General features: G+C 60.0%; 24 protein-coding genes. 10 read left to right on the top strand and 14 right to left on the bottom strand.

The window, feature by feature from the left end:
- Positions 1-30: 30 nt before the first annotated feature.
- The gene (locus tag HOP51_RS15525) at positions 31-183 is read right to left on the bottom strand and encodes a hypothetical protein (RefSeq protein WP_234274822.1); all 153 of its coding nucleotides are present in this window, start codon (positions 181-183) and stop codon (positions 31-33) included.
- 24 nt (positions 184-207) lie between these two features.
- A complete protein-coding gene (locus HOP51_RS15520; protein ID WP_234274821.1) occupies positions 208-819 on the bottom strand; it encodes an NAD(P)-dependent oxidoreductase in 612 nt (203 codons plus the stop codon).
- 155 nt (positions 820-974) lie between these two features.
- On the opposite strand from HOP51_RS15520, the gene HOP51_RS15515 reads away from it, so the two are divergent.
- A complete protein-coding gene (locus tag HOP51_RS15515) occupies positions 975-1,355 on the top strand; it encodes a winged helix-turn-helix transcriptional regulator (RefSeq protein WP_234274820.1) in 381 nt (126 codons plus the stop codon).
- A gap of 408 nt (positions 1,356-1,763) precedes the next feature.
- Here the strand turns inward: HOP51_RS15515 and HOP51_RS15510 are convergent, their stop codons facing one another.
- Positions 1,764-2,696, bottom strand: coding sequence for an AraC family transcriptional regulator (locus tag HOP51_RS15510; RefSeq protein WP_234274819.1), 933 nt, complete (start codon positions 2,694-2,696; stop codon positions 1,764-1,766).
- Between the two features lie 194 nt (positions 2,697-2,890).
- Here HOP51_RS15510 and HOP51_RS15505 point away from each other — a divergent pair, with 194 nt between their 5' ends.
- On the top strand, positions 2,891-3,655 hold the full coding sequence (locus tag HOP51_RS15505) for an SDR family NAD(P)-dependent oxidoreductase (protein WP_234274818.1): 765 nt from the start codon (positions 2,891-2,893) through the stop codon (positions 3,653-3,655).
- 188 nt (positions 3,656-3,843) lie between these two features.
- On the opposite strand, the gene HOP51_RS15500 is transcribed toward HOP51_RS15505, so the two are convergent.
- The 4 genes from HOP51_RS15500 to HOP51_RS15485 are packed head-to-tail and all read right to left on the bottom strand — an operon-like array spanning position 3,844 to position 8,871.
- Positions 3,844-5,394, bottom strand: coding sequence for an NTP transferase domain-containing protein (locus tag HOP51_RS15500; RefSeq protein WP_234274817.1), 1,551 nt, complete (start codon positions 5,392-5,394; stop codon positions 3,844-3,846).
- Positions 5,395-5,426: 32 nt separating this feature from the next.
- Entirely contained in the window at positions 5,427-7,592 is a 2,166-nt protein-coding gene (locus tag HOP51_RS15495) for a xanthine dehydrogenase family protein molybdopterin-binding subunit (protein ID WP_234274816.1), read from the bottom strand.
- Between the two features lie 59 nt (positions 7,593-7,651).
- Positions 7,652-8,101, bottom strand: a complete 450-nt coding sequence (locus tag HOP51_RS15490; protein WP_234274815.1) for a (2Fe-2S)-binding protein — start codon at positions 8,099-8,101, stop codon at positions 7,652-7,654.
- A gap of 26 nt (positions 8,102-8,127) precedes the next feature.
- Complete coding sequence (locus HOP51_RS15485; protein ID WP_234274814.1) at positions 8,128-8,871, bottom strand: SDR family oxidoreductase; 744 nt, start codon at positions 8,869-8,871, stop codon at positions 8,128-8,130.
- A 182-nt stretch (positions 8,872-9,053) separates the two neighbouring features.
- Here HOP51_RS15485 and HOP51_RS15480 point away from each other — a divergent pair, with 182 nt between their 5' ends.
- Positions 9,054-10,010: an AraC family transcriptional regulator gene (locus HOP51_RS15480; RefSeq protein ID WP_234274813.1), complete on the top strand. Its 957-nt coding sequence runs from the start codon at positions 9,054-9,056 to the stop codon at positions 10,008-10,010.
- A gap of 32 nt (positions 10,011-10,042) precedes the next feature.
- Here the strand turns inward: HOP51_RS15480 and HOP51_RS15475 are convergent, their stop codons facing one another.
- The 3 genes from HOP51_RS15475 to HOP51_RS15465 are packed head-to-tail and all read right to left on the bottom strand — an operon-like array spanning position 10,043 to position 14,148.
- Positions 10,043-11,566, bottom strand: a complete 1,524-nt coding sequence (locus HOP51_RS15475; RefSeq protein WP_234274812.1) for an MFS transporter — start codon at positions 11,564-11,566, stop codon at positions 10,043-10,045.
- Positions 11,567-11,577: 11 nt separating this feature from the next.
- Positions 11,578-12,717: an HlyD family secretion protein gene (locus HOP51_RS15470; protein ID WP_234274811.1), complete on the bottom strand. Its 1,140-nt coding sequence runs from the start codon at positions 12,715-12,717 to the stop codon at positions 11,578-11,580.
- Positions 12,718-12,723: 6 nt separating this feature from the next.
- Entirely contained in the window at positions 12,724-14,148 is a 1,425-nt protein-coding gene (locus tag HOP51_RS15465) for an efflux transporter outer membrane subunit (protein WP_267957766.1), read from the bottom strand.
- Positions 14,149-14,233: 85 nt separating this feature from the next.
- Between HOP51_RS15465 and HOP51_RS15460 the strand changes: the two genes are divergently transcribed.
- Positions 14,234-14,884 (top strand): TetR/AcrR family transcriptional regulator C-terminal domain-containing protein, encoded by a 651-nt coding sequence (locus tag HOP51_RS15460; RefSeq protein WP_234274810.1) that lies wholly within the window; start codon positions 14,234-14,236, stop codon positions 14,882-14,884.
- Positions 14,885-14,908: 24 nt separating this feature from the next.
- Complete coding sequence (locus HOP51_RS15455; RefSeq protein WP_234274809.1) at positions 14,909-15,277, top strand: hypothetical protein; 369 nt, start codon at positions 14,909-14,911, stop codon at positions 15,275-15,277.
- 277 nt (positions 15,278-15,554) lie between these two features.
- Here the strand turns inward: HOP51_RS15455 and HOP51_RS15450 are convergent, their stop codons facing one another.
- Positions 15,555-16,247 carry a type 1 glutamine amidotransferase domain-containing protein gene (locus HOP51_RS15450; protein ID WP_234274808.1) on the bottom strand — a complete coding sequence of 231 codons (693 nt, stop codon included), beginning with the start codon at positions 16,245-16,247 and terminating at the stop codon, positions 15,555-15,557.
- 104 nt (positions 16,248-16,351) lie between these two features.
- Positions 16,352-16,954: a TetR/AcrR family transcriptional regulator gene (locus HOP51_RS15445; protein ID WP_234274807.1), complete on the bottom strand. Its 603-nt coding sequence runs from the start codon at positions 16,952-16,954 to the stop codon at positions 16,352-16,354.
- Positions 16,955-17,164: 210 nt separating this feature from the next.
- Here HOP51_RS15445 and HOP51_RS15440 point away from each other — a divergent pair, with 210 nt between their 5' ends.
- A complete protein-coding gene (locus HOP51_RS15440; RefSeq protein WP_234274806.1) occupies positions 17,165-17,743 on the top strand; it encodes a tetratricopeptide repeat protein in 579 nt (192 codons plus the stop codon).
- Between the two features lie 50 nt (positions 17,744-17,793).
- On the opposite strand, the gene HOP51_RS15435 is transcribed toward HOP51_RS15440, so the two are convergent.
- Positions 17,794-18,681 carry a LysR family transcriptional regulator gene (locus tag HOP51_RS15435; protein WP_234274805.1) on the bottom strand — a complete coding sequence of 296 codons (888 nt, stop codon included), beginning with the start codon at positions 18,679-18,681 and terminating at the stop codon, positions 17,794-17,796.
- Between the two features lie 105 nt (positions 18,682-18,786).
- On the opposite strand from HOP51_RS15435, the gene HOP51_RS15430 reads away from it, so the two are divergent.
- Together HOP51_RS15430 and HOP51_RS15425 are read left to right on the top strand one after the other, a co-directional pair.
- On the top strand, positions 18,787-19,437 hold the full coding sequence (locus HOP51_RS15430) for a glutathione S-transferase family protein (protein ID WP_234274804.1): 651 nt from the start codon (positions 18,787-18,789) through the stop codon (positions 19,435-19,437).
- Between the two features lie 30 nt (positions 19,438-19,467).
- Entirely contained in the window at positions 19,468-19,875 is a 408-nt protein-coding gene (locus HOP51_RS15425) for a VOC family protein (RefSeq protein WP_234274803.1), read from the top strand.
- Positions 19,876-19,979: 104 nt separating this feature from the next.
- Here the strand turns inward: HOP51_RS15425 and HOP51_RS15420 are convergent, their stop codons facing one another.
- Positions 19,980-20,915, bottom strand: coding sequence for an aromatic alcohol reductase (locus HOP51_RS15420; RefSeq protein ID WP_234274802.1), 936 nt, complete (start codon positions 20,913-20,915; stop codon positions 19,980-19,982).
- Positions 20,916-21,178: 263 nt separating this feature from the next.
- Between HOP51_RS15420 and HOP51_RS15415 the strand changes: the two genes are divergently transcribed.
- Complete coding sequence (locus tag HOP51_RS15415; RefSeq protein ID WP_234274801.1) at positions 21,179-22,033, top strand: aldo/keto reductase; 855 nt, start codon at positions 21,179-21,181, stop codon at positions 22,031-22,033.
- A 64-nt stretch (positions 22,034-22,097) separates the two neighbouring features.
- Entirely contained in the window at positions 22,098-23,003 is a 906-nt protein-coding gene (locus tag HOP51_RS15410; RefSeq protein ID WP_234274800.1) for a LysR family transcriptional regulator, read from the top strand.
- Positions 23,004-23,315 lie beyond the last annotated feature (312 nt).

Here is a 23,315-nt window from a genome sequence, read left to right as displayed (position 1 = left end):
GCCATTTTCTATCGCCATCAATCCGGGTCGCTACCAGGTCAGCGTCTGACCTTCGAAACCAACCTTCGAGGTCTCAAACACCGCTCGATCCGACCCAGCGTCCCGCTCCGGCTGGGCAAACGATAAGGTGGGTACGGTAAGCAGGGCCGTGGAGACAACACCAAGGGCTTTGGCGATCGGCATGAACTTGTTTCCTTCGTGACATCATCAGTAGCCAACCGTGAAGCGCTGACGTACATGAGCGGGTTTTTCCAACTCATCTACCAGTGCGATGGCGTAGTCTTCAAAGGAGATACTGGAGCCTTCCGCATGGGTCAGCAGCGTATCCTGTCCAAGACGAAACCTTCCGGTACGTTCGCCGGGAACGAACTCTGCCGAAGGCGACAGGAACGTCCAGTAGAGATCATCAACGCCGCGAAGGAAGTCCAGAAACTCACTGCCAGCGCGCGCTTCGGGCTTGTAGGCTTCGGGGAAATCCGGCTGATCGATGACCTTCTCGCCGGGTGACACCTCAAGGCTGCCTGCCCCGCCCACCACCAGATAGCGCGTCACCCCACTATCGCGTACCGCGCCCACCAGTATCTTGACGTTGCTGGCCGTAAAGGGCACGGCACTGATGACCGCATCATGCCCCTTGAGCAAGGCGCTCAGCACCTGCTGGTCGTTGGCATCGCCCTGCCTCGGCGTGACGCCAGGCAATGAGGCGATTCTGTCCGTATGGCGAGCAATGGCTGTCACCCGATGCCCCCGATCGGACAGTTCTGCGAGAATACGTGAGCCGGCATCACCCGACGCCCCGATAAGCGCAACATTTGCCATGAGACACTCCTATAAGTTCAGTTTTTTATACTTGGTCTAATTTTCAGACCGTGAGGTAAACTTAAAGGAGATACCGTGACCGCGCAAGAAGTCACCTTTACCTGACCGGGTCACGACAATGCGACCATGCACCACCATTCATTCATGGAGAAACAATGACAATGGTTCCTGACGGCGAAGAGATGCTCGAACAGCCCTGCCCGATTCGCGACGTGCTCGACCGCATTGGTAATCAGTGGAGCCTGCTGATCCTTGAAGCTCTGGCTCCCGGCACCCTGCGCTTTAATGCCCTGATGCGCGAGATTGACGATATCTCGAAGCAGATGCTCTCCCGCACGCTCAAGCAGTTGGAACGGGATGGCTTCATCACGCGCACGCTCTATCCCGAGGTTCCCCCTCGGGTGGAATATACCCTGACCCCTCTGGGCCGCTCCTTTCTCGAGCCGATGCAGCAACTGGTGGCCTGGGCAGATACGCATCACGGCGACATTGTGGCTGCCCGCACACGGTATCAGGCCCTACAGGAGCAGACCTGAAGCTTCTTTCTGCACTGCGTTCAGCTCCGTACGGACCAATTCCCGAAAGACGCGTACTCGCGCCGGTGCATTTTGGCCACTCAGACTGTCTGCCGGATATGGTCTATCGCGCCTTAGCGGTAGCCCATCGGTACCTTGCTGACCGGATTGATTGTGCTGCGCATTTTCTGGGTAATGAGCCAGCGCCGGCAGCGCCCACGGCAGAGCCCGGCCACCAAGCTGGTAAAAGCTGGGCATGGCCTGCTCTTCGCCGGGATGCTGCTGGTGCCCCTGACTGATGTTCTGGTCATGCTGGGAGGAGGGTATGGACTGACTGCTTTCGGAGTGGGGATAGTTGCAGCGGGTGAGGAGATTACCTGGGCCACCTGGACGAAGAGAAGGATGCCCCATGAGAGCATCGTCATTAGCCTAGCCGCGCTCCGGGTTGCGATAAGCGCTTGGAGAGATGCCAACTTGGTGGCGGAATACCTGCGAGAAATGACTAGGGCTCGAATAGCCTACCTCCATTCCGATATCAATGATGCTGCAGTCGGTTTCCAGCAGCAGCTGACGGGCCCGGTCCATGCGCAGACGAATGAAGTATTGCGACGGCGATAGCCCGGTCGCCTGCTTGAACAGCCGGCTGAAGTGGTATTCGCTCAATTGCGCAGCTTCAGCCAAGTCCGCCAGAGAAAAGGGCTCGGCCAGGTGCTGATCCATCAAGTCGATGACCCGACGCAGTTTGTAGGCTTGCAGCGCGTTGCTGCGCCTGCCCATGAGTTCCGGGTTGCGGTAAGTCCGAACGAGGTGGACGGACAATGCCTGGGCCAGGCTGCGGACGAACAGTGGGCTGGGCTCGTGCTGTTTGACCAGCTCCAGCCGTATCTGCTCGAGCAGCATTCGCACCAGATCGTCTTGTCCGCCGGAGATATCGAAGAAGCTGATCGGGCCGGCCTGACTACCCAGCAGGTGGCGGGTGGCTTGGTCGATCAGCGAATGGGCCAGATACAGATGCATCACCTCGAAGGTGTCGCCCCCTCTGGCCTGCCAGCGCATCTCATACGGCAACGCCGTGCTGGTCAAATAGAAGTCCCCCACCTGCACCTGCGCCACTTCCCACTCACCGCCCAGGGTGCGTTCCTCGACGATGGCCGATCCGGACAGCACCATCACGAGCAGCGGTTCAGCCACGGCCGGAATCAGTACGGGTTCAGTGATGCTGTGATGCGTGAAGAGTTGCAGCACAACGTCCTGTAGCTCAGAGCGTTGCGGCAGTGCAAGGTGCTCGCTCGGCATGCATTGCCACATGGCCTCGGCTGGGATTCGCAAAGCGTCCTCAGGAGTAGGCTCGGCCTCATTCACGATCTGTCCATCCGCAATGCTCCGGTAAAGACGACAGTCCCGATGCAGTTGGGCGCAAAACTGCGATAGCCTGCGCAAGCCTCCCAAAGCCGCTCCCGCCTGCCTGCGCGACAGTAAAACCGTCATCAACGACCGCACCCCGTTGGGTGCTGGCCGGCGAGTGTCTCGCTCGGCCCCGACTATGGAGAGACAATATGACTGGTATCATAGACACTGTTCCACAGGAAGTTGAAGGCAAGGTCGCCTTGGTAACGGGCGCTGCCAGCGGCATCGGTAAAGCCATCGCATTGCTGCTGAACGCACGTGGCGCGATGGTCGTCGCAGAAGATTTCAACCCCGCCGTCGAAGAACTGGCCCGGCCGGGGCTGGTGCCCCTTGTAGCCGACATCACCCAGGACGGCGCCGCTGAACATGCGGTTGCCCTGGCGGTCGAGAAGTTCGGCCGGCTCGACATTCTCGTGAACTGCGCAGGCATCATCATCAACAAGCTGGTGCAGGACATGACGCGGGAGGACTGGGAGCGCGTTCAGGCCGTGAACGCGACGGCGGCGTTTCTGCATTGCCGCGAAGCCGTGAAAGCGATGAAGCCGAACAAGTCGGGCGCGATCGTCAATATCGCCTCTTATGCCTCGTACTTTGCCTTCCCGACCATTGCGGCATACACCGCATCGAAGGGTGCTCTGGCCCAGTTGACCCGCACGCTGGCGCTTGAAGTCATCGAGCACGGTATCCGCGTAAACGCCATCGGAGTGGGCGATGTCGTCACCAACATCCTCAACAATGTCATGGAAGACGGCCCTGGCTTTCTGGCCCAACACGGTGAGGGTGCGCCCATTGGTCGCGCAGCACAGCCGGACGAGATCGCCGAAGTGGTCGCCTTCCTGGCATCGGAGCGCGCCAGCTTCATGGTCGGCTCTGTCGTCATGGCCGACGGCGGCATGACCGTCATGGCAGGCTGAGCGAGGGGTCGCCCAACTGTGGCGCTGGAGGCGCTGGCGGTTGGGCTGCCCCGCTCTGCATTGAGAAAGAGTCCAGTGGATCCAGGCCTCCTTTATCAGGCCGCGGGCCTCCCTTGCCCTGAATTCCGGCATTGTTGAAGACGCCATCGATCTGGCCGAAGTGGTCCAGGGTCCTGCCCACGGCCCATTCAAGTGGTTTCGGCAAAGCGGTCCGATTCCGCCTGTACCTTCATCAGGTCCTCCCGTGTATCGACGTCAAGCGCCCAATCCGCGGGAATGGCCACGGTGGCCGTATGCGCCAGTGACTGAAATAGCTGGCCGGCACCGGCATCGCCCGCCAGGCCGGTCAAGCTGTCGAAGACCGCTCGATCGAAGAGCGCCGGTGGCGAATGGACCGCTCCCGACAGCGACATGACCGCGCTGCGCTCCGGCGTCAGGGCATCGCGCAGGTCGACGAGATGGGCGTCGGGCACGTTCGGCATGTCGGCGAGCAAGACCAGGGCCGCATCGACGCCCTGGCATTGGCCGGCTTCACGGATGCCGGCGGCCAGGGAGGTCGACAAGCCCTTCTCCGTTTGTGCATTGACCACGACGGTCCAACCCGCGGCGCGCAGCTCCACCGCTCGCGTGGCCTGATCAGGGCCGACGACCGCGATACGAGCGGCAAGATCATGCCCCTGGAGTGCTGCTGCGGCACGCTGGATGACGCGCTGCCCGCGCAACCGCGCCAGGAGCTTGTCGCCCTCTTCAAAGCGACGGGACTGCCCTGCGGCCAACAGTACGAGTGCCGTCGAGGCAAAGGGGCATCGCACCTTGCGCTGATAGGCTTCGACGATCTCCGCAAAAACGGATACGGCAAGCGTCGACGCCTCGCGCATTGAGGGAAGCAGGCCAACAGGGCCGTGGATTCGTCCGATCTGTCTCTGGGTGAAACCAACCGCACGAAGCCTTTCGCAACGTCGGGCATGAGTCGTCTTGCTGCCAACGGCACCGATGTAGAAGGCGGGGCCTTCAAGGGCCTGGGCAAGAAGTCGCTCCTCCCAATCGACGTCATGAAAGGCGAGGAGAAAGGCAGTCCAGGGGTCGTCGTTCAGCGCCGGAAGCGTCGAGGGCAGCGTCAGCTGCGTGACGTTATCGATTCCCAAACGCCGAGCCTCGTGGGCTTCGGCATCCTCGCGGAGTTGCAGCTCGGTTTCGATACCGCTTGCCATGGCGAGCCGGACAAGCGCCAGGCTGTCGGCTCCGCGCCCGGCGATGCGCAAGCGGAGCTTGGGCGTATAGCGGAAGGACGACGCGCTTGCCACGGTCGAGTGTCCCAACCAGAGATCGCCGGATGGCAAAAGATTGAGCGTCACCGGCTGACGCGAAGCAAGCCGCTCGTGGCACGCCCGCAGGATACCGGCCTCTGCCTTGGGAAGGACGCAAATCTCTATCGCCCCACCGCAGGGAAGCGGCATATCGATGAAAGGCGAGCCATTGCCGTATCGCAGGCGTTCGACCCGCCCCGAGCGAAGCGCTTGCCGAGCATGATTCACCACATCCGCATCGATGCAGCCGCCCGAGATATAGCCGCATCGTTGGCCAGTGGCGGACACGGCCATCAGGGCACCCGGCATGCGCACCGCGCCGCCTTGCGTCGCCGTCACGACGACGAGTGCGACCTCACCCGCCCTGCACCAGGCGAGCCATTGGCAAAGGACGTCCTGTGCATGTTCCAGATACACATGTTCAAGATTCATAGCGGGCCTCGACAGGTCGGCATTCGCCAACGCTAGACCTGGATGTGATCGGCCAATGGCAGGTGGCGGATCCGTTGCTGCGTGGCGGCGAACAGCGCGTTGGCCAGCGCCGGCGCGAGTGGGGGAACGCCCGGTTCTCCCACGCCTCCCAAGGGAGAGCCGATTTCGACGATACTCACCACCACCGCCGGCGCCTCCCCGATGCGCAGCAGCGGGTAATCGTGGAAGTTCGACTGTTCGGCACGGCCGTCGCGGATCGTCACTCGCTGTCGCAATGCCGCACCGAGCGCATCGATGACAGAGCCCTGCATTTGCGCCTCCACCTGGTCCGGATTGATCGCATGCCCGCAGTCGATAGCCACATGGACTCGCTCCACATTGATGTCATCGTCGTCGACGCGAGCCTCGACCACCTGAGCGACGTAGGAGCCGTAGCTCTCGACCACCGCCAGGCCGCGTGCGACTCCCTCCGGAGCCGGCTCGTCCCATCGCGACATCTCGGCGACCCGATCCAGAACGGCGAGCATTCTTTCCTGCCCTTCGCTATGGCGGCGGCGAAATTCCAGCGGATCGCGGCCCGCTGCCGACGCGCATTCGTCCATGAAGCTTTCGAAGAAGAAGCCGTTGAAGGAGTGGGCAATCGAACGCCAGGGGCAGAGCGGGATCGGCAGATCGACCACGGCGTGCTCCACGACGAAGTTGGGGATGACATAGCGCATATCCGACAGCCCGCCGAGCGAGAAGGGATCGAAATTGGCAAGGTTGCCTGTCGCCTGCGCCATCTGCTCGGGATCCATGCCATATTCGCGGCCCATCTGCGGCCCGGCGAGTCGGATGCGCATGCCGGTGATGTTGCCGGCATCGTCCAGGGCCGCCCGGAAGCGGCACCTCATCGTCTGGCGGTACTGGCCCTGCCGAACGTCGTCCTCGCGCGCCCAGAGCACTTTGACCGGCCGGCCATTGACGGCGCGGCTGGCGAGCGCCGCCTGAAGGGCGATCTCGCCATGGGTCTTGCGACCGAAGCCGCCCCCCAGATAGGTGGTGTTGATGAAGAGCCGTTCGGCCGGCAGCTGCAACGCGTTCTCGAGCGTCATGCGAACGACATCCTGGCCCTGGGTACCGATCCACAGCTCCGTCCGCTCCTCGGTGGATTCGGCGGTGCAGTTGATCGGCTCCATGCTCATGTGGGTGAGAAGCGGCACCGAGTACTCGGCTTCGACGACCTGGCCGGCGGTCGAGAGCGTCGCCTCCGCATCGCCGCGCAGGGTGGAGACGGGAACGTCGGGCCGGTCCAGCGCCTCGCGCAGCATCGTGTCGATCGCCTCGGTGGAGAGTGCGTCAGCATCCGTGGCGGTGAAAGTGATGCCGAGCGCATCGGCGGCCCGCTTGGCCTGCCACCAGGAATCGGCGACCACCACCGCGCCGCGCGGCACGCGCACCACCGCGACCACGCCCGGCATACCGGCGACGCTGCTCTCGTCGAACGCCTCGATGTCGGCGGAAAAGACAGGGGCGAGCCGGACGGCGCCATACAGCATGCCTTCGCGCTCGACGTCCACCGCGTACACCGCCTTTCCCGTTACCTTCTCCGGCGTATCGAGGCGCGGCACCCGGCGTCCGCTCAGCGTTCGCTGGTCTTCGGGGCGCAGAGTCGGTTCCTCCGGCACCGGCAGCGACGAGGCGTCTTCCACCAGCTCGCCGAAGGGAATCCGCCGGCCGCTTCCGGAATGGACGATGAAGCCGTTCTCGGCATGCAAGGCCGCGGGCGCCACCCCGAGCCGCTCGGCCGCCGCCTGTGTCAGCATCTCCCGTGCCTGGGCGGCCGCGAGGCGCAACGGGTCGTGCCAGAAACGGATGCCGAACGAGCCTACGGAGCGCATCTGGCCGATGAAGGGAATCCGGTAGTCGGGCGTCGGCTGGTTCGGCATGCCCACTACGATACTCGACCAGTCGGCGCCCAGCTCATCGGCTAGGATCTGAGCCTGCCCCGTGTGGGTTCCTTGGCCCATTTCGCTGGTAGGCAGCAGGAAGGTCACCTGGCCGCTCGTATCGATGCGGATGAAGGCCTGCGAGAGGCCTGCCGCCTCGCCCTGCCCTGCCCATATCGGCAGCCGAAGGGGAACGACGAGGGCGACGCCGGCGGCGACGGCTCCGGCCAGGAAGGATCGGCGGGTAAGGGAGACATCTTGGAGTTTCATCGTTCTACCTGCGCCTCGGGTGAGAGGGATGGAAAGCAATCGATGGAATGCGGTGCTCGTCAAGCCTCGGAGGCACGGTGAATGGCCGCCCGGATACGCACGTAAGTACCGCAGCGGCACAGATTGCCGGCCATCGCCGTATCGATCTCCGCATCGGAGGGGCTCGGATTGCGCGCCAACAGAGCGGCCGCGCTCATGATCTGCCCCGACTGGCAGTAGCCGCACTGCGGTACGTCCAGCTCCACCCAGGCCTGCTGGACGGGATGAGCCCCCTCCTCGGACAGCCCCTCGATGGTCGTGACGGACCGGCCCTCGGCGGCAGATAGTGGGAAGACACAAGCACGTACCGGCTCGTCATCGACATGCAGCGTGCAAGCACCGCACTGCGCAATGCCGCAACCGTACTTGGTGCCGGTAAGCTTCAGTTGCTCCCGGATCACCCAGAGCAGTGGCGTATCCGGCGCGGCGGCAACCTCTACCGCACGCCCGTTGAGCGTGAATGCTGTCATGATGCGGCTCCTTGAACCGTGGCACCCTAGTAGGCGTTGAGCATTTCGACCGCTTGGTCGAAGTGTCCGTCACGCTCCGCCCAGCGCAGAAAGTCGACCCGCTTCACCAGGATTTCTCTGGGCGTTGGTTGTTGGCGGAACAGCGCCATGGTCTCCTCGATGAAATCGGCCAGCGGCATGTAGCCTTCCCGGGTCGACTGGCCAGGGGTGAGCTCGGTCTGCACCGCCGGAGGGGCAAGTTCGATGACCTCGACCTTGCCCTTGAGCTGTTCCCGCAGGGAGACCGTATAGGAGTGGATGGCGGCCTTGGTGGCGTTGTAGGTCGGTGTGGCGCTCAGCGGTACGAAGGCCAGACCGGACGATACGTTCATGATCGCCGCGTCCGACTGACCGACCAGATGATCGGTCAACGCATTCGTCAGCCGGATGGGGCCAAGCAGGTTGGTGGTGATCGTCCGCTCCGCATCGCGCAGGTCACGGGTCCTGGACAACGCCTCGCGCCGCATGATGCCGGCGTTGTTGATCAACACGTTGAGGCCGGGATGCTCGGCGACGACATGCTCGGCAAAGTCAGCGATGGCCTCCGGGTCCTCGACGTCAACCACCATGGCGTGCATGTCGCGTCGGCCGGCAATGGTTTCCTCCAGCGTCTCCTTGCGCCGCCCGGCGACGATCACGACGTTACCCAGTTCGTTGAAGCGCCGGGCAAGTTCCCGGCCGATCCCGGAACCGCCCCCGGTGATGAGAATTGTGTTTTCCGATGTTTTCACTATGTCGTCCTCTCTCGGGTGGTGGCCGAAGGCACTGAGACCTTGGCCGCGTCATAGTGATTTTGACGGCTTGGCGGTACCAAGACTTGCCGACACCTGCGTAAAACTTGCCCGATCCTGTCGAGTCGGTGCCATCGCGGCGCCGCCATGGTAGGTTCTAGCAGGAATCACGGGAGACAGGTATGGATTCGCTCAAGCAAGCTGTCCGGGCTTATACCCACCGCCACGCCAACGACAGGGGACTGGCCCTGACCCCACTGCCAGGCTTGCGCATGATGTGCATCGAGGCGCCGTCCGGTGAACTGCATTCGGTTTACAAGCCGCTGGTATGCCTGGTGCTGCAGGGGGCGAAGCACTTGACCGTCGGGAAGGAAGAGCGAGTTTTCCATGCCGGGCAATCCGCGATGGTGAGCGCCGACATGCCGGTCGTTGGCCGGATTGTTCAAGCAAGCCGAAACGAGCCCTACCTGGCGATCGCAGTCGAGCTGGACATGGCGATCCTGCGCGAACTCACCGCCCATCTCGGTAGCCCCCGCCCGCAGCGCTCATCCGAGATGCCCACGCTGTTCGCCGTAGACACCGAAGCCGCGCTGCTCAACTGTGCATCACGACTGATGCAACTGCTGGACCGCCCCGAAGCGGCACCGCTGCTGAGCCCGGGCATCATGCGGGAGCTGCACTACTGGCTGCTGTCGGGACCTCACAGCACCGTCTTGTGCACACTGGCGGATCCGGACAGCCACGCCGGCCGCCTCGCCACCGCCATCGCCATCCTCAGGGCCGAGTACCGCTCACGCGTGCCTGTGGAACGACTGGCGGCGGAAGCCGGCATGAGCCTCACCTCGTTTCACAAGCACTTCAAGCACATGACCACGCTGACGCCGGGGCAATATCAGAAACGACTGCGCCTGATCGAAGCACGCCGGCTGATGCTCGACGAAGGTTTCTCGGCAAGCAAGACCGCCTTCGAGGTGGGCTACGAGAGCGTCTCGCAGTTCACCCGCGAATACGGCCGCCTGTTCCAGGCGCCGCCGAAGCGTGATGCTCAGCGGGTTCGAGAACAATCGAGTGTTCACAGCCCATGCTCGCACTCCCAGCCATCCCCAGTATTGCCAGCGAAAGCCGTATCGCCGAGTTAATAACTGCGATTCCATGTCTTGGCAATCAACCACTAGGCCTTTTCCAAAGTAGCTACAGGCGGCGTGACTGGGTTAGGAGGTGATGAACGCAGCAGGGTAGCCAGAACCAGTGCAAAAACACTGACCCAGAACACCAAATGGAACCCGCTTATATGCGCAAGCACCAGCGCTTCACGCGTCAGCACATGGGCGATCCCCGTAAACCCCATATTCGAGAGATTCTCAACAACGGCAGGATCGCCCGCCTGCAAATACAGGCTCAGTGATGTACGGCTCGCATCCCCTGCCATCCGTAACCAGGTTGACATCACGGTGCCTGCCACGACCGGGGTCATTACACGGGCGATCGGGATATAAGCACCCAGCGCTACCGTATGCTGCGGATTAATATTCGTGACGAAAGCAGCAATCAAGCCAATCAGCATAATGCTTTCACCCAGGGCTTGGAAAATGAGCATGTAGATAAACTGGTCCGTTCTCCAATTGTGGTTGATGAAGCCCCCCATCCATGCGACGATGGCAATCATCGTCAGTCCCAGAATAATTAGCAGCCGTGCCTCTATCCGCCTAGCCAGGAAGATAGCCAACGGTATCGAGGCCAGATAAGCGCCGAATGCAATGAAAGTAGCAGTACTGACCTGCAGTGGTTTGAGGCTCCCCATTTCTTGAAGAAAAGTCGGAATAAGCAGTGACGTAGGTGTCATCAGAACACCAAATAAGCAGGCAATCACCATGCAGATTCTGACATTCCAGTTGCTCAGCCCGATAAGATCGCCAAACCTGTTTCCCTTGGTTATTACTGCACGCATAACGGCAGAGAAAAAAAGCACACCCCCACCTGCCAAAGCGGAAACGACGAGCCCTGAGCCCCACCACCCCAAGCGCTCGGCGGATTCAAGACCAATAAAAATCAGCACCAATCCACTGCTGAATAGCACCATGCCTCCCCAATCCACTTGATGCCATTTTTCACGTTCGACGGGCGTCAGCGGTATCGCTTTCCACGTCAGCAGAGCAATCACCGGTGCGACAATACTCGCTGTCCAGTAGACCCAGTGCCAACTGATCTCTTCCACGAAAAACCCCGAGACGCCGACCCCCGCATCCATACCCGTTGAGACACGCAGGCTATAGGCTGCCATGACCATGAGCCAGAATTGTGGCTGTAGATTGCGTAGCGCCAAAGAAATCGTCAGAGGGAGGTAAATACCCAAGCACAACCCTACGATAGAATGCAGGATCAGCAGCATCGGATAGTTCTGCGCGAACGCGGGGATTAGCAAGGTGGCCAAGCCTAGAAGCATGCTGGGGGCCACCAGTACGCGAGTCGGACCAATCACCATGGCAAGCCAAGGCACCACTGGCATCGTCACCAACTGAGCACCATTGAGTGCCGTGCCCAGCCACGCAGCCTCCAGCACATCCAATCCAAACTGACCACGCAGGTCGGGTAACGCCATGGAAAACAACCGCCCCTGCAGGGTTGTCAGCACCGCTCCCAGAAAAATTGCCATCACCGTCATAACGGGCCGAGGTCGGTTGGGATTGGAAAGCATGCCTAAGAGCCTCATGGGTATTCCGCTCCCTCGTGCGATGCAAGACTTACCGCCTCTGACAAGATGGGCGGATAGGGTGTTATCGGTTCTCCTTTGGTATTGATATCAGTTTTAACTGACATTCCCGGAAGCAGCTTAGAAATAGCTTCCTGCCCTGGATCCAGTTCAATACGAACAGGTATTCTCTGCACAACCTTGGTAAAATTCCCCGAAGCATTATCAGCCGGCAACAACGAGGTTTCAGCACCACTCATGGGCGAGATTTCCGCAACACGGCCATGGAGCTTTATTCCGGGCAATGCATCGACAGTCAGTTCAACCGGCTGACCGGCCATCACACGGGCGAGCTGCGTCTCCTTGTAATTGGCGATGATGTAAGGCCGCGCTGATGGAACGAGAGAAACGACCTGTGTTCCAGAGGTAACCAGACTGCCAAGCTGTATTTGCTTTTTCCCAATGACGCCATCGAAGGATGCTACGATTCGCGTATAGTCAAGGTCATGTCGAGCAGCTTCGAGATCGGCGGTGGCCGCATCCAATTCAGCGCGACGAACGACCCTCTGCCCCTCTAGAACATCCAGCGAAGCGTTTGCCAATTCCAATTCTGCAATCGCCTCATCATGTTGACTTTCGGCGTGGTCCAAGTCCGCCTGTGCTCTTTCGAACACTTGGCGGGAAAGCGCCCCCTCCCGGACAAGTTCAGACTGGCGTTCTGGGCTAGTGCGATACTGATTTACCCTTACCTCGGCCGCGCGTACTTTGGCCCGCGCCTGTTCAATGCGAGCACGCTGCTGGGCAACCTCTCTATCAAGGTTATCCAGATCGGCCTGAGCCTTGGCTTGGGCCGCTTCTCTGGCAGAAATCCTGAGTCGGATATCGGTATCATCGATCTGCGCAATGAGGTCACCAGCCTGGACGGCTTGGTAGTCGCCTACTGGCAATGCCTTGACATACCCAGAAACCTTGGCACTTAATGTCACGAAATCGGACTTTACAAAGGCATTCTGAGTCGTTTGAACAGTTCGATTGCTTGTCCAGTAACGCCAGTTCGTCGTGGCCATCACCACTAATACAATAATGGCAACACATCCTACCCATGGCGCCAAGCGAAGAACCAAGGACTGCCGCTTACTCACTTCAGGCGTATTCATGATGACTCACCCCGTGAAATTCATGTTTGCGTTCGAGGTATCGAAACCGCCGCCCAGAGCGCGGTGGAGTTCGGCGTCAAGCACCAAGGCTCGCGACCTTATATCCGCTTGCTTCTTACGTGCCTGAAGTAAGGCGTTTCGGGCATTCAGCACGGTCAGATAGTCAGTCAAGCCAGACGCGTACTGCCGCTCGGCGAGATCGAATGCGGCGAGCCTGGCAGTCAGGGTTCGCTCCTGAGCTCGAGCTTGTGGTTCCAGCGCACCCAACGAGACCAACTGATTCGACACATCACGGATAGCCGTCAGCAACGCTTGGTTGTAGGTTTCAACTGCGGCATCAAGCTCCGACGCTTGCGCTTTTAGTTGTGCACGCAACCGGCCAGCGTCGAAAATAGGCAGGCTGATGGCGGGCTCAATGCTGTAAGTGCGGCTACCTGCATCCAACCAGTCGGACAGGCCCACGGATAGGCCTTGTCGAGCCAAGCCGGCGAAAGCGCGCAAGTTGATATTGGGATAAAAATTGGCTTTGGCCGCTTCAACGCCCTGAGTGGCAACCTCCACTCGCCAACGCGCCGCCACCACATCGGCACGCTGGCCAATCAATTCAGCAGGTATTGACGATGGCAGGGAGTGCCGTGTTGGCTCAACGTTTGGCACCGCATCGACCAACGCATCCATCGGCAACCCCGCCAAGGTTGCCAACGTATTTCGCTGCAAGCCGATCCATTCATCAAGCTCGGCGATGTCGCGTTCCGTAGCGAGCAGTTCGCCCTCGGCTTGCCAGCGTTCAACCTCCGTGTCGAGCCCTTCCCGAACTCGGGACTCGACAATACGAAGAGCCCGAGTGCGCATCTCGAGTGCGTCCTCGGTTAACGTCCTCAACTCCAGCAGCCTGGATAGTTCAAGCCAACTTTTGACAATCTGGCTGGTGAGCAAAACCTTGGCATCTTGCGCCTCGGCCAGCCGTGCTGCCGTTTCGCCCAGCGCTACGTTCAAGGCCGCGCGCTGGCGTCCCCAGAAATCGAAGGTATAGCGGGCTTCAGCTCCAAGGACATAAGCCGATCCATAGTGCCCCGCCAAAGGCGCGTCGGCATCGTATTGCTCTGCATAGCGTTTCCGCGTTGCACGGGCACTTCCATCCACCTTGGGACCACGTTCCGCACCGGCTTGATCAACGACCGCAGCCGCTTGTGACACGCGTATTTGAGCCAACCGTATGTCAGGGCTCTGGGAAAGCGCCTGATCAATCAACGCATTCAGCCCGGGATCATGATAACGCCCCCACCAATGCGGTGATGGCCGATGCCACCCCGTATCCATGGCCCCAAGTGATTCGGGGGTATGCAAAGTGGCTCGAGGATTACCTACATCCCCCATGCTGGCGCAGCCCGAAAGCGCAACTACGAATACCAGGCTCCAGAGGTATCTCATTTATCAGCACCAATCTAACATTGTTAGTCGACAGGCTACATGCTAAACTAACAGTGTTAGATGTCAACCCTCGAAGAGAAAGAACATGGCGACAAAGGCACCTAGAATCGAACGCACCAAGGTCATTGGGACCGCACTGGCGCTGCTCGATCGGTATGGGATTGAAGGACTGACGATGCGCAAGCTGGCACAAGCGCTCCAGATACAAGCCCCTTCGTTGTATTGGCACTTCGAGAATAAACAGTCGCTTATCAATGGAATGGCCGATGCCCTGGTTGACGCTGTGGCACGGGATCTACCTGAAGGACAGCCATGGGAGGAACGCGTTCGACAAGTCGCCGTAGAACTTCGACTCGCTCTGTTGCAGCACCGCGATGGCGCACGAGTATTCGCCGGCACCTATGTCGTTACCGACAACGTGTTGCGCACTGGCGAAGCCATGATCTCCGCCTTTATGCAAGCGGGGGCAGATGCGGAACTCGCCGCCACCTCCAGTTTCACCGTGACCTACTATGTGCTGGGCCTCGTGATGGAGGAGCAAGCACTGGGTCCCGAAAGCACTCTGGACCTGGCTGCACGCAAGCAAGCTTTCCTCGACTCGGCGCGAGAAAAATACCCATACAGCTGGGCCGCACGCGAAGCGATCTTTTCAGAGAATTTCAATGCTCGTTTTGAGACTGGCCTAGACTTGCTCATCGCAGGAATCAAGCAACGAATCGCCGCAGCTCATCCTTGACTGCAATCCTCCAGAGGGGGTCATATGCATATCGACACCAGCCACTTTCCAAGGGTTTGGGTATCTTCTGTTGGATCTTCCAACTGGGAATCGGAACTGGATGGCTTACTGCACCAAGGCGACCGTTTCGTCCTGCTGACGCGCGAGGTACCGGGCAAGGGGCAGGAAGCCGCTCAAGAAGAGAGAAAGCGCGCCGTCTTGTGGCTCAAACGTAACCGTGAACGACTCAAGCAAGTGTGCGCAGGTAGCATCGTCGTCGTTACGAACCCAACCGTTGCGCTATCCCTGCGTGTCGCCTTGGCCCCACTGGGCAAGGCATTCGGCTATCCCGTCCGGGTCGTAGCAGAGAACTCTATCGATATTGAGATCAATAGTTTACTAGAGTGTTCTTGAGCCGAATTCTTCTGACAGTGGTTCGCACCTGACCACTGGCGAGCCGTTGCCCACGCGCCCGCGCCTTCATTTCCCATAGCATCCTTCACGCGGGAATACGGCCGCCTGTTCCAGGCGCCGCCGAAGCGCGACGCGTTGCGCCCACGGGGCATCATCGAAGAGGATGCGAAGGCCAGACATCCGATGTCGCGTCCTTCGCATGCGAGCGTGCCAACCAGGCGTAGATATTCATCTCGCCGGGTTGGCCACACGCCCGCGGTTATCACCGCCTAGTCACTCAAGGGGAGTTTCTCGCGCCCAGCTGCTCGAGCAGCAGTTCCGCAACCGGGGTCGAAGACGCCGGGTTCTGGCCAGTAATCAGCAGATCGTCGCTGACGACATAGGGTGCCCAGTCATCTCCGCGGGAGAAATTGCCGCCCTTGGCCTTGAGTTCGTCTTCGACCAGGAACGGCACCACCTCGGTAAGCTCTACCGCCGCTTCCTCGGTGTTGGTGAAGCCGGTGACTTGCTTGCCTTCTACCAGCGGTCGGCCATCGGGCTTCTTGACATGACGCAACACGCCCGGCGCATGGCAAACCAGCGCTACCGGCTTGCACGCGACGAGGAAGGATTCGATCAATGCGATCGAGTGCCCGTCCTCGGCCAAATCCCATAGCGGACCGTGGCCGCCCGGATAGAACACCGCATCGAAGTCGGCTTGATTCACGCTATCCAGGCGCACGGTCTCAGCCAGTTGAGCCATCGCCTGCGCATCGGCCTCGAAGCGGCGGGTGTCGTCGCTCTGGAAATCCGGCTCGTTGCTCTTGGGATCGAGCGGCGGTTGGCCACCCTTGGGCGAGGCCAGTACGATCTCGGCACCGGCATTCTTGAAGACATAATAAGGAGCGGCCAGTTCCTCAAGCCAGAAGCCGGTCTTGCGGCCAGTGTTGCCGAGTTGATCATGCGAGGTCAAAACCATCAGAACTTTCATGCTGTTTCTCCAAGCCGAGAATAAGAAATAAATTAGACCGGTCGTCTATAAAGTGAACATAGAAATGCACCTCCTGAGAAGTGCGGCTGCATCCTTCCTTCCGGTCAGTAGGGAAGATGCAGAATCTGCCGAGTGGTCCGCATGGCCATCTCGAAAGGCTGGGTATTGCGGGCGACCTTTACCATCACGCTGGCACCTAGCCATAAATGGTAGAGGCTCTGTGCTGCGGCATCGGGCGTATCATCGACGGACAGCGAGCCTTCTACCACACCGGCTTCGATAGCACGTGCCAGGCGATCGATGATACCGGCCGTTCCACGCTTGAGCGCCAGACGCATGGTTTCCGACAGGTCGGCAACTTCCGCGCCCAGCTTCACCGTCAGACACTTGCCCTGACAGTCCAGAGAGGACTGCATCTCCTGCCAGTTTTGCCAGTAGCCCATCAGCCGCTGGGCCATATTCAGGCCCGGCGCGCTCAACGTGGCATCCAGATCGGCCAGATAGTCCTCGAAGTAACTTTCGAGCAGAGCTTCCCCAAAGGCGTCCTTCGAGCCGAAGTAGTGATAGAACGACCCCTTCGGAACACCAGAAGCAGTCAGAATCTCGTTGATGCCAACGGCGGAAAAGCCCTTACCGGCCATGATTCGCTGGCCATTGGCAAGAATGCTCTCGCGGACATCGTTGGTTTCGGTCGTGGAAGCGCTCATGAGGCAACCATACATCCAATTAGACCAGTCGTCTAGCTCTATCTTTGCTCGTACATCGCTTGAGATAAGCCGCGGCCATCGCGAACGGGCCCTTGTAAGCCTTGGCTGAAATTGTTGTAAGCCATATCTCAACCCCTCGCTCATTCATGACCCAGCGCTCCAGGCGAACAATAATGAATTTCAATAGGGAGAACGACCGAGGGATTGAGGATGAGCTTACCGAAGACTGGCAGGGTCGTATTCGTCACCCTACTGCTTGCCGCCTGCTCGCCAGCCAGCGGCGAGCCGCCGGCGCACTATCTGGAGCGAGCCGGTGCCGCGCTGATGGAAGCCAGTGGCGATACGCAGCGGCTCGAAAACGCGCTGGCGATCTACAACGAGGGACTGGAGCGCCACCCCGACAACACCGAACTGCGCAGTCACCGCGCCAACCTGCTTTCCGGCCTGGGCCGCTACGAGGAAGCCAGGCGCGACCTGGATGAACTTCACGAAGAGGGATTGCACAAGGGAGGCATGCTGCTGCGCTGCATGGTGCACGAGCGTCTGGAAGGAGCCACGGACGATGCCTTGGCGTGCTATGCGGAGGTGGAAGCCGCCTACGTGATGGCCGGCGAGCCGGATGACCGCCCGAAGGCCAACCACATCCTGGCAGCCCGTCTGGCCGGCTCGCCCCAGGCCGAAGCGCTATTGCTGGAATGGCAGGCCAGTGAGGCCCCGGCGGAAGACCCGATACTGGGGGAAATGCTCGAGATGGAGCGGGAGGAGTTGATCAGGAAGCTACTGCCCTGAGGCTTGCTGTTCGTCCAGCCCGTGATCCGCGCGGCATTGCCACCGCACCGCTACAGCGATACCCCCTGCAAGTGCTGCCTAGCGGCATCGATGAAGGCGCGCACGTTCGGGTGGTCCCGGCGACCGCTCTGGAACAGCAGTGAGATGGGCAACGCGGGAGCGGTGTCGTCGCTCAGGAGGGTCTCGAGCCGCCCCGCCGCGACCTCCTCGGCGACCTGGTAAGAGAGCGTGCGCACCACGCCGAGCCCGGCGACCGCAGCGGCGATGGCGGCGTCCATGTGGTTGACCGATAGCCTGGCGGAGCGCCCGGAACGCCGAACATCGTCGACGCCCAGCCCACGATACGACACGGCCTCATCCTCGATCAGAATCAGATCATGCTCGCGCAGATCGGACAGGGATGTCGGCCTGCCCCGCGCGGCGAGATAGGCCGGGCTTGCGCTCAGTACCCGCCGCACCTGGCCGATTCTCAGCATGTGCAGCGAGCTGTCCGGCAGTTCGGCGATACGCACGGCAACATCGATCCCCTCCTCCACCAAGCGCACCACCCGATCCAGCAACAGCAGCCTGACCTGCAGCTCGGGATACTGCCGCAGCAACTCGGTCACCACCGGCAGCACATGCCGCCGGCCGAACATGACCGGCGCCGTTACCGTCAGGGTGCCGCGCGGCGTCGAGCGGCCGCCCCGAACGCTGTCGACCGCCTCGTCGATCTCGGCGAGCCCTGCCCGGCATCGCGCCAGAAACAGCTCACCCTCCTCGGTCAGCCGGACGCTGCGCGTGGTGCGCATCAGCAGCCGAGCCCCCAGGCTCGCCTCCAGCGCCGCGATGGTCCGCGTCACGGTGGTGGGCGACATGCTCAGCCGCCGCCCCGCCTCGGCAAAGCTCTGCTGCTCCGCGACGCAGATGAAGGTTCTCAGCGTTCGCAGCCTGTCCATCGCGCCTCCTCGCCCTCGCCAGCCCGCCACCGAGCATTATCGTCGAAAACCGCAATGATAAAGTGCGATTTTGACGGATTCTCTCAACCAAGGGCGAGAGCCAGAATGCGAAAGACAGATAAGAACCCCGAGGACAATCCCATGAAGCTCTACCATTTCCCACTCTCAGGCCACGCGCATCGCGCCGCGCTGTTCCTCTCCCTCGCCGGGGTCGAGCATGAGCTGATCGAAGTCGATCTCGCCGCCGGCGCCCACAAGCAGCCGGAATTTCTCGCCCTCAACGCCTTCGGCGAAGTGCCGGTGCTCGACGACGACGGCACCGTCATCGCCGATTCGCTGGCGATTCTCGTCTACGTGGCCAGGAAGATCGGCCCTTCTCATTGGCTGCCGACCGAGCCCGCCGACGAGGCGCGGGTGCAGCGCTGGCTCTCTGTGGCGGCCGGCAAGATCGCCTACGGCGCCTGCGCCGCCCGGCTGATCACCGTATTCGGCGCACCCTTCCGTGCCGAAGAGGTGATCGAGCGTGCCCACGCCACCCTCACCGTGATGGAAAAGACGCTGGAAGGCCAGCGCTGGATCGCCGGTACGGCACAGCCCACCATCGCCGACGTCGCGCTCTACAGCTACGTCGAACGTGCCCCCGAGGGCAACGTGGACCTCTCCGGCTACCCGAGCGTGCGGGCCTGGCTGCGCCAGATCGAAAGCCTGCCCGGTTTCGTCCCCTTCCAGCGCACCCGCGCCGGGCTCGAGGCCTGAACCATCCCCTTTCCACCAGGAGCCATCACCATGCGTTTCGACACCCTACGCCTCGACCATATCGGTATTCGCGTCACCGATCTCGCCATCGCCGAAGCCTTCTACGCCAAGCTGGGTTTCCTGCGCGATCCCGAGGAGTTCGCCCCCGAGGCCAAGGCCTGCGGGCTCGTGCACCCCACCGGCCTGCGCATTCACCTGATCTACAACGGCGAGCCCGCCGAAGTAGGCAACGTGCTGCTGGACGCGCCGATCAAACGGCCTGGCTACACCCACGCCGCTTTCATCGTCGAGAGCATGGACGAACTGGTAGTCTGGCTGGCACGCGAGGAGATCGAGATTACCGAAGGACCGGTCACCATGGGCCACGGACGTCGCAGCGTCTGCTTCATCCGCGACCCCGACCGCAACGTGCTGGAGTTCAACGAGATACTGGCGTAGCCGCACTGACACTCTCGGCACTCTCGGCAAGGCATGCTAAATGCCGTATGGGGCCACGGATGGCCCCATACGGTTGCAAGTTTCCTGTTGCTTCAAAATGATGGTCAGCGCTTATCTCGCAAATGACGATGGAGCCATGCTCTCACATCGACAGTGTAAATGCCTTTTGCATGATTATACGTTTTTGATTTTTCCCACCACATGCCTGTACCGAGAGCAAATGCCTTGCGGTAGCGAAGCATGACATCATCCGGCGACTGAGAGAGTTGCTCATCGAGCTCTTCAAGGGATAACGCAACGCGCTTGACGGCCTTTCCCGTTGCCTCTTCGACGATCATAGCCAGTTGGCCGTATGAGAGGGTATCTCCTGCCACGAAGACCACTTCGTTGCGAATGCGAGGCTCTTCAAGGTATATCTCGGTCGTCAGAAGGCCGATATCTTTGGGAGTCGTGACGGTGACACGCGTATCCCAGCTTCCGAGTGCGCGGACGGTGCCGGTTTCCAGGTCAACGACACCGAAGTCAGGCTCGAACAGGAAGCTCGTAAACATTCCTGTCGAGACGATGACCCATTCGGTTGCTTCCTGCGAGCGCAATAGTTTCCTCACCTCGTATTGCTCATCCCATACAGGTTGGCCACTTCCTTTTCCAACGATGTCGTAATCGACCCCGAACTGCCAGGGGAAATACCTATTGACTCCAGCGGCTAAAACCGCATGCGTAACCTTCATCTGTGTGCCGGCTCCTGCCGCGAAACCCGTACAGCAGATGACCGTATGAAACTCTGCAAACAATTCGGCAAGGCTCGCCTCAGTGCCGTCGGACAGATCGAAGGGTAAGATCTCTACCCCAAGCTTACCGAGCTCTTCCGTCGCTTCTTCCTTGTACTTATCCGGCGATGTGGTGAAGCCAGGTTCTACAAGGACGCGGACACTGTCAGGGCTGACCCTGGATGCCATGTTTTTGATCACTTGCATGCCGAGCTGACCGGCTCCAAGGATAAGGATGTTTCCAACACTGGTTTTTTCATTGATGGGCATGTGCCTCTCCTGAGATCGATGAGATCTTCAAGTTACGGTGAAATCGGATGACTTAATCGAAAATCACCCGAAACGACTCACATGCAGGATATGCGCTGGCGCATGGATTTATAACAGCTCTCTCTGAAAAACAGAATCACGAAAATAGAAATAACTCACACCTCTATTTCACTTTTTGAAAATCAATTTTTCAGGAAACGGAATTAAACGCCGCTGCGTAATCGACTATGCTAGTTTCCATCGTGTTTATACGGAGTCGACCCATGAAAACAGCTTATTCCCTAACGCTTCACGATGGCACACGGATGCCTGCATTGGGCTACGGTTTGTGGCAGGTCCCGAAGGAAAATAGCGCCGCCCTGGTCAGTCACGCCCTGCAAACCGGATATCGCCTGATTGACACGGCAGAGGCTTATGAAAATGAAGAAGGGGTCGGCAAAGGGATACGCGACAGCGGAGTAGCGCGAGAAGATATCTTCGTGACCACGAAGGTCTGGAATACACATCATGGCTATAATCAAACCCTACGCGCCTTCGATGCCAGCCAGCAACAGCTCGGCCTCGAGAGGATTGACATGTATCTGATGCATTGGCCTTCACGCACTCGCGATGCCTATGTGGAAACGTGGCGGGCAATGATTCGCCTGCGCGATGAGGGTCGGGTCGGTACCATCGGTGTCTGTAATTTCTCGATTGGCCAACTGCAGCGCTTGATGAGAGAAACAGCCGTGACTCCGGTGGTCAATCAAGTCGAACTGCACCCCTATTTCCAGCAGAAAGCACTAAGAGCGTTTCATCGTGAACAAGGCATAGTGACCCAGTCCTGGAGCCCACTGGGCTTGTGGTGGCAGAATCCGGATCCCGCCGCATCTCCATTGGAGCATCCGCGAATCCGGGAGCTCGCCAAGCGACATGGCAAAAGTCCGGCTCAGATTATCCTGCGCTGGCACCTCGACAGTGGCCTTGCCACTATCTCGAAATCCGTGCGAACGGAACGCATTATAGAGAACTTCCAGCTATTCGACTTTGCACTGACACCAAGCGAAATGAATGAGCTGGCCGGGCTGGATCGTCGGGATGGCCGACTGGGGCCAGATCCGGAGACAGCCGAGTTTTGACCCCCTACGCCCGAAAGCAACCAGCATTCGGGCATAGGCTACAGGAAGCCAGGGAGCCTAATACATGGATCGACTTCAAGCCATGCAGATATTCGTCCGTGTGGTTGAGATGCACGGCTTCAGTAAAGCCGCGGAGAACCTGGCCCTTCCTCCCTCGACGGTCACTCGCGCCATCAAGGAGTTGGAAAATCACCTTGGCGTGAAACTGCTCCAGCGCACCACACGGCATTTGAACCTGACCCAGGATGGAAGTCTTTACTACGAGCACTGCCACCGACTACTGGCCGAACTGGAGACTGTCGAGGCAGGCCTTCGTGGCAGTGATGAACGGCTCAGCGGCAAGCTTCGAGTCGGCATGACTGCCTCGATGGCCAAGCTGTTCGTACTGCCTGCCATCAAGCCATTTCAGGCCCGTTACCCCGATGTGGAATTGACCCTGATCTTGAGCGACCGAACCGTGGAGCTGGTTCCGGAGGGCATCGACTGCGTCATTCGTGCCGGCGTCCCCCAGGATTCCCCTACCCTGGTGGCGCGTCGCATTGCCAGCTTCGAGTGGGTGACATGCGCCTCGCCCGAGTACCTCAAAGAACATGGTGAGCCTCACTCGGTGGAAGATTTGAAACACCACCATGCTGTCGGTTTTCTCTCCGGGCACCAGGGCCGCTCCATGGATTGGCGCTTCGTGGTAAACGATGAAGAGCAAGTCATACGGATGAGCGAGAACCTGATCGTCAACGACACCGAGACCTACATCGCTTGCGGCTTGGAAGGCTTGGGGCTGATACGTGCGGCAAATTACATGGTGATGCCTCACCTACGCAGCGGCCAGCTGCAGCGAGTGTTAGGCCACATCCAAGCGCCGAACGTGCCCATATCGGTCTTGTACCCACACAACCGCCACTTGTCGCCCATCGTGCGGGCCTTCGTGGATTGGATGGGCGATCTCATGCAAGATGCCGAGCGCCAGTGACAGGTCGACAGCCCCGCTGCACCGAAATGACCGCTCTGGGGAGAAACCAGGGATGCATCAGGAATACTGACACTCTCGGCAAGGCATGCTAGGCGCTGTATGGGGCTAGAGATAGCCCACCGCTCCTGCCCTGCCCGAGCTATCAGGTGTTGGGCCACGTCAGACCGCATAGCTCGCTGGCCTATTTACCACCTGTAGAATATGCCGAGCAATGCGCGAAGCAGAAGTCCCTCACATTGATAGCAGCCCCAGACCAGAAGGAAGGTTCTCCATACGCTCCCACTGGATTCTTAAAAATTGCAGTGGGTTGAC

Origin of the sequence: Billgrantia zhangzhouensis (genome assembly GCF_021404465.1) — a bacterium.
Classification (GTDB): domain Bacteria; phylum Pseudomonadota; class Gammaproteobacteria; order Pseudomonadales; family Halomonadaceae; genus Halomonas; species Halomonas zhangzhouensis.
This window is presented reverse-complemented; position numbering and strand designations above follow the sequence as displayed.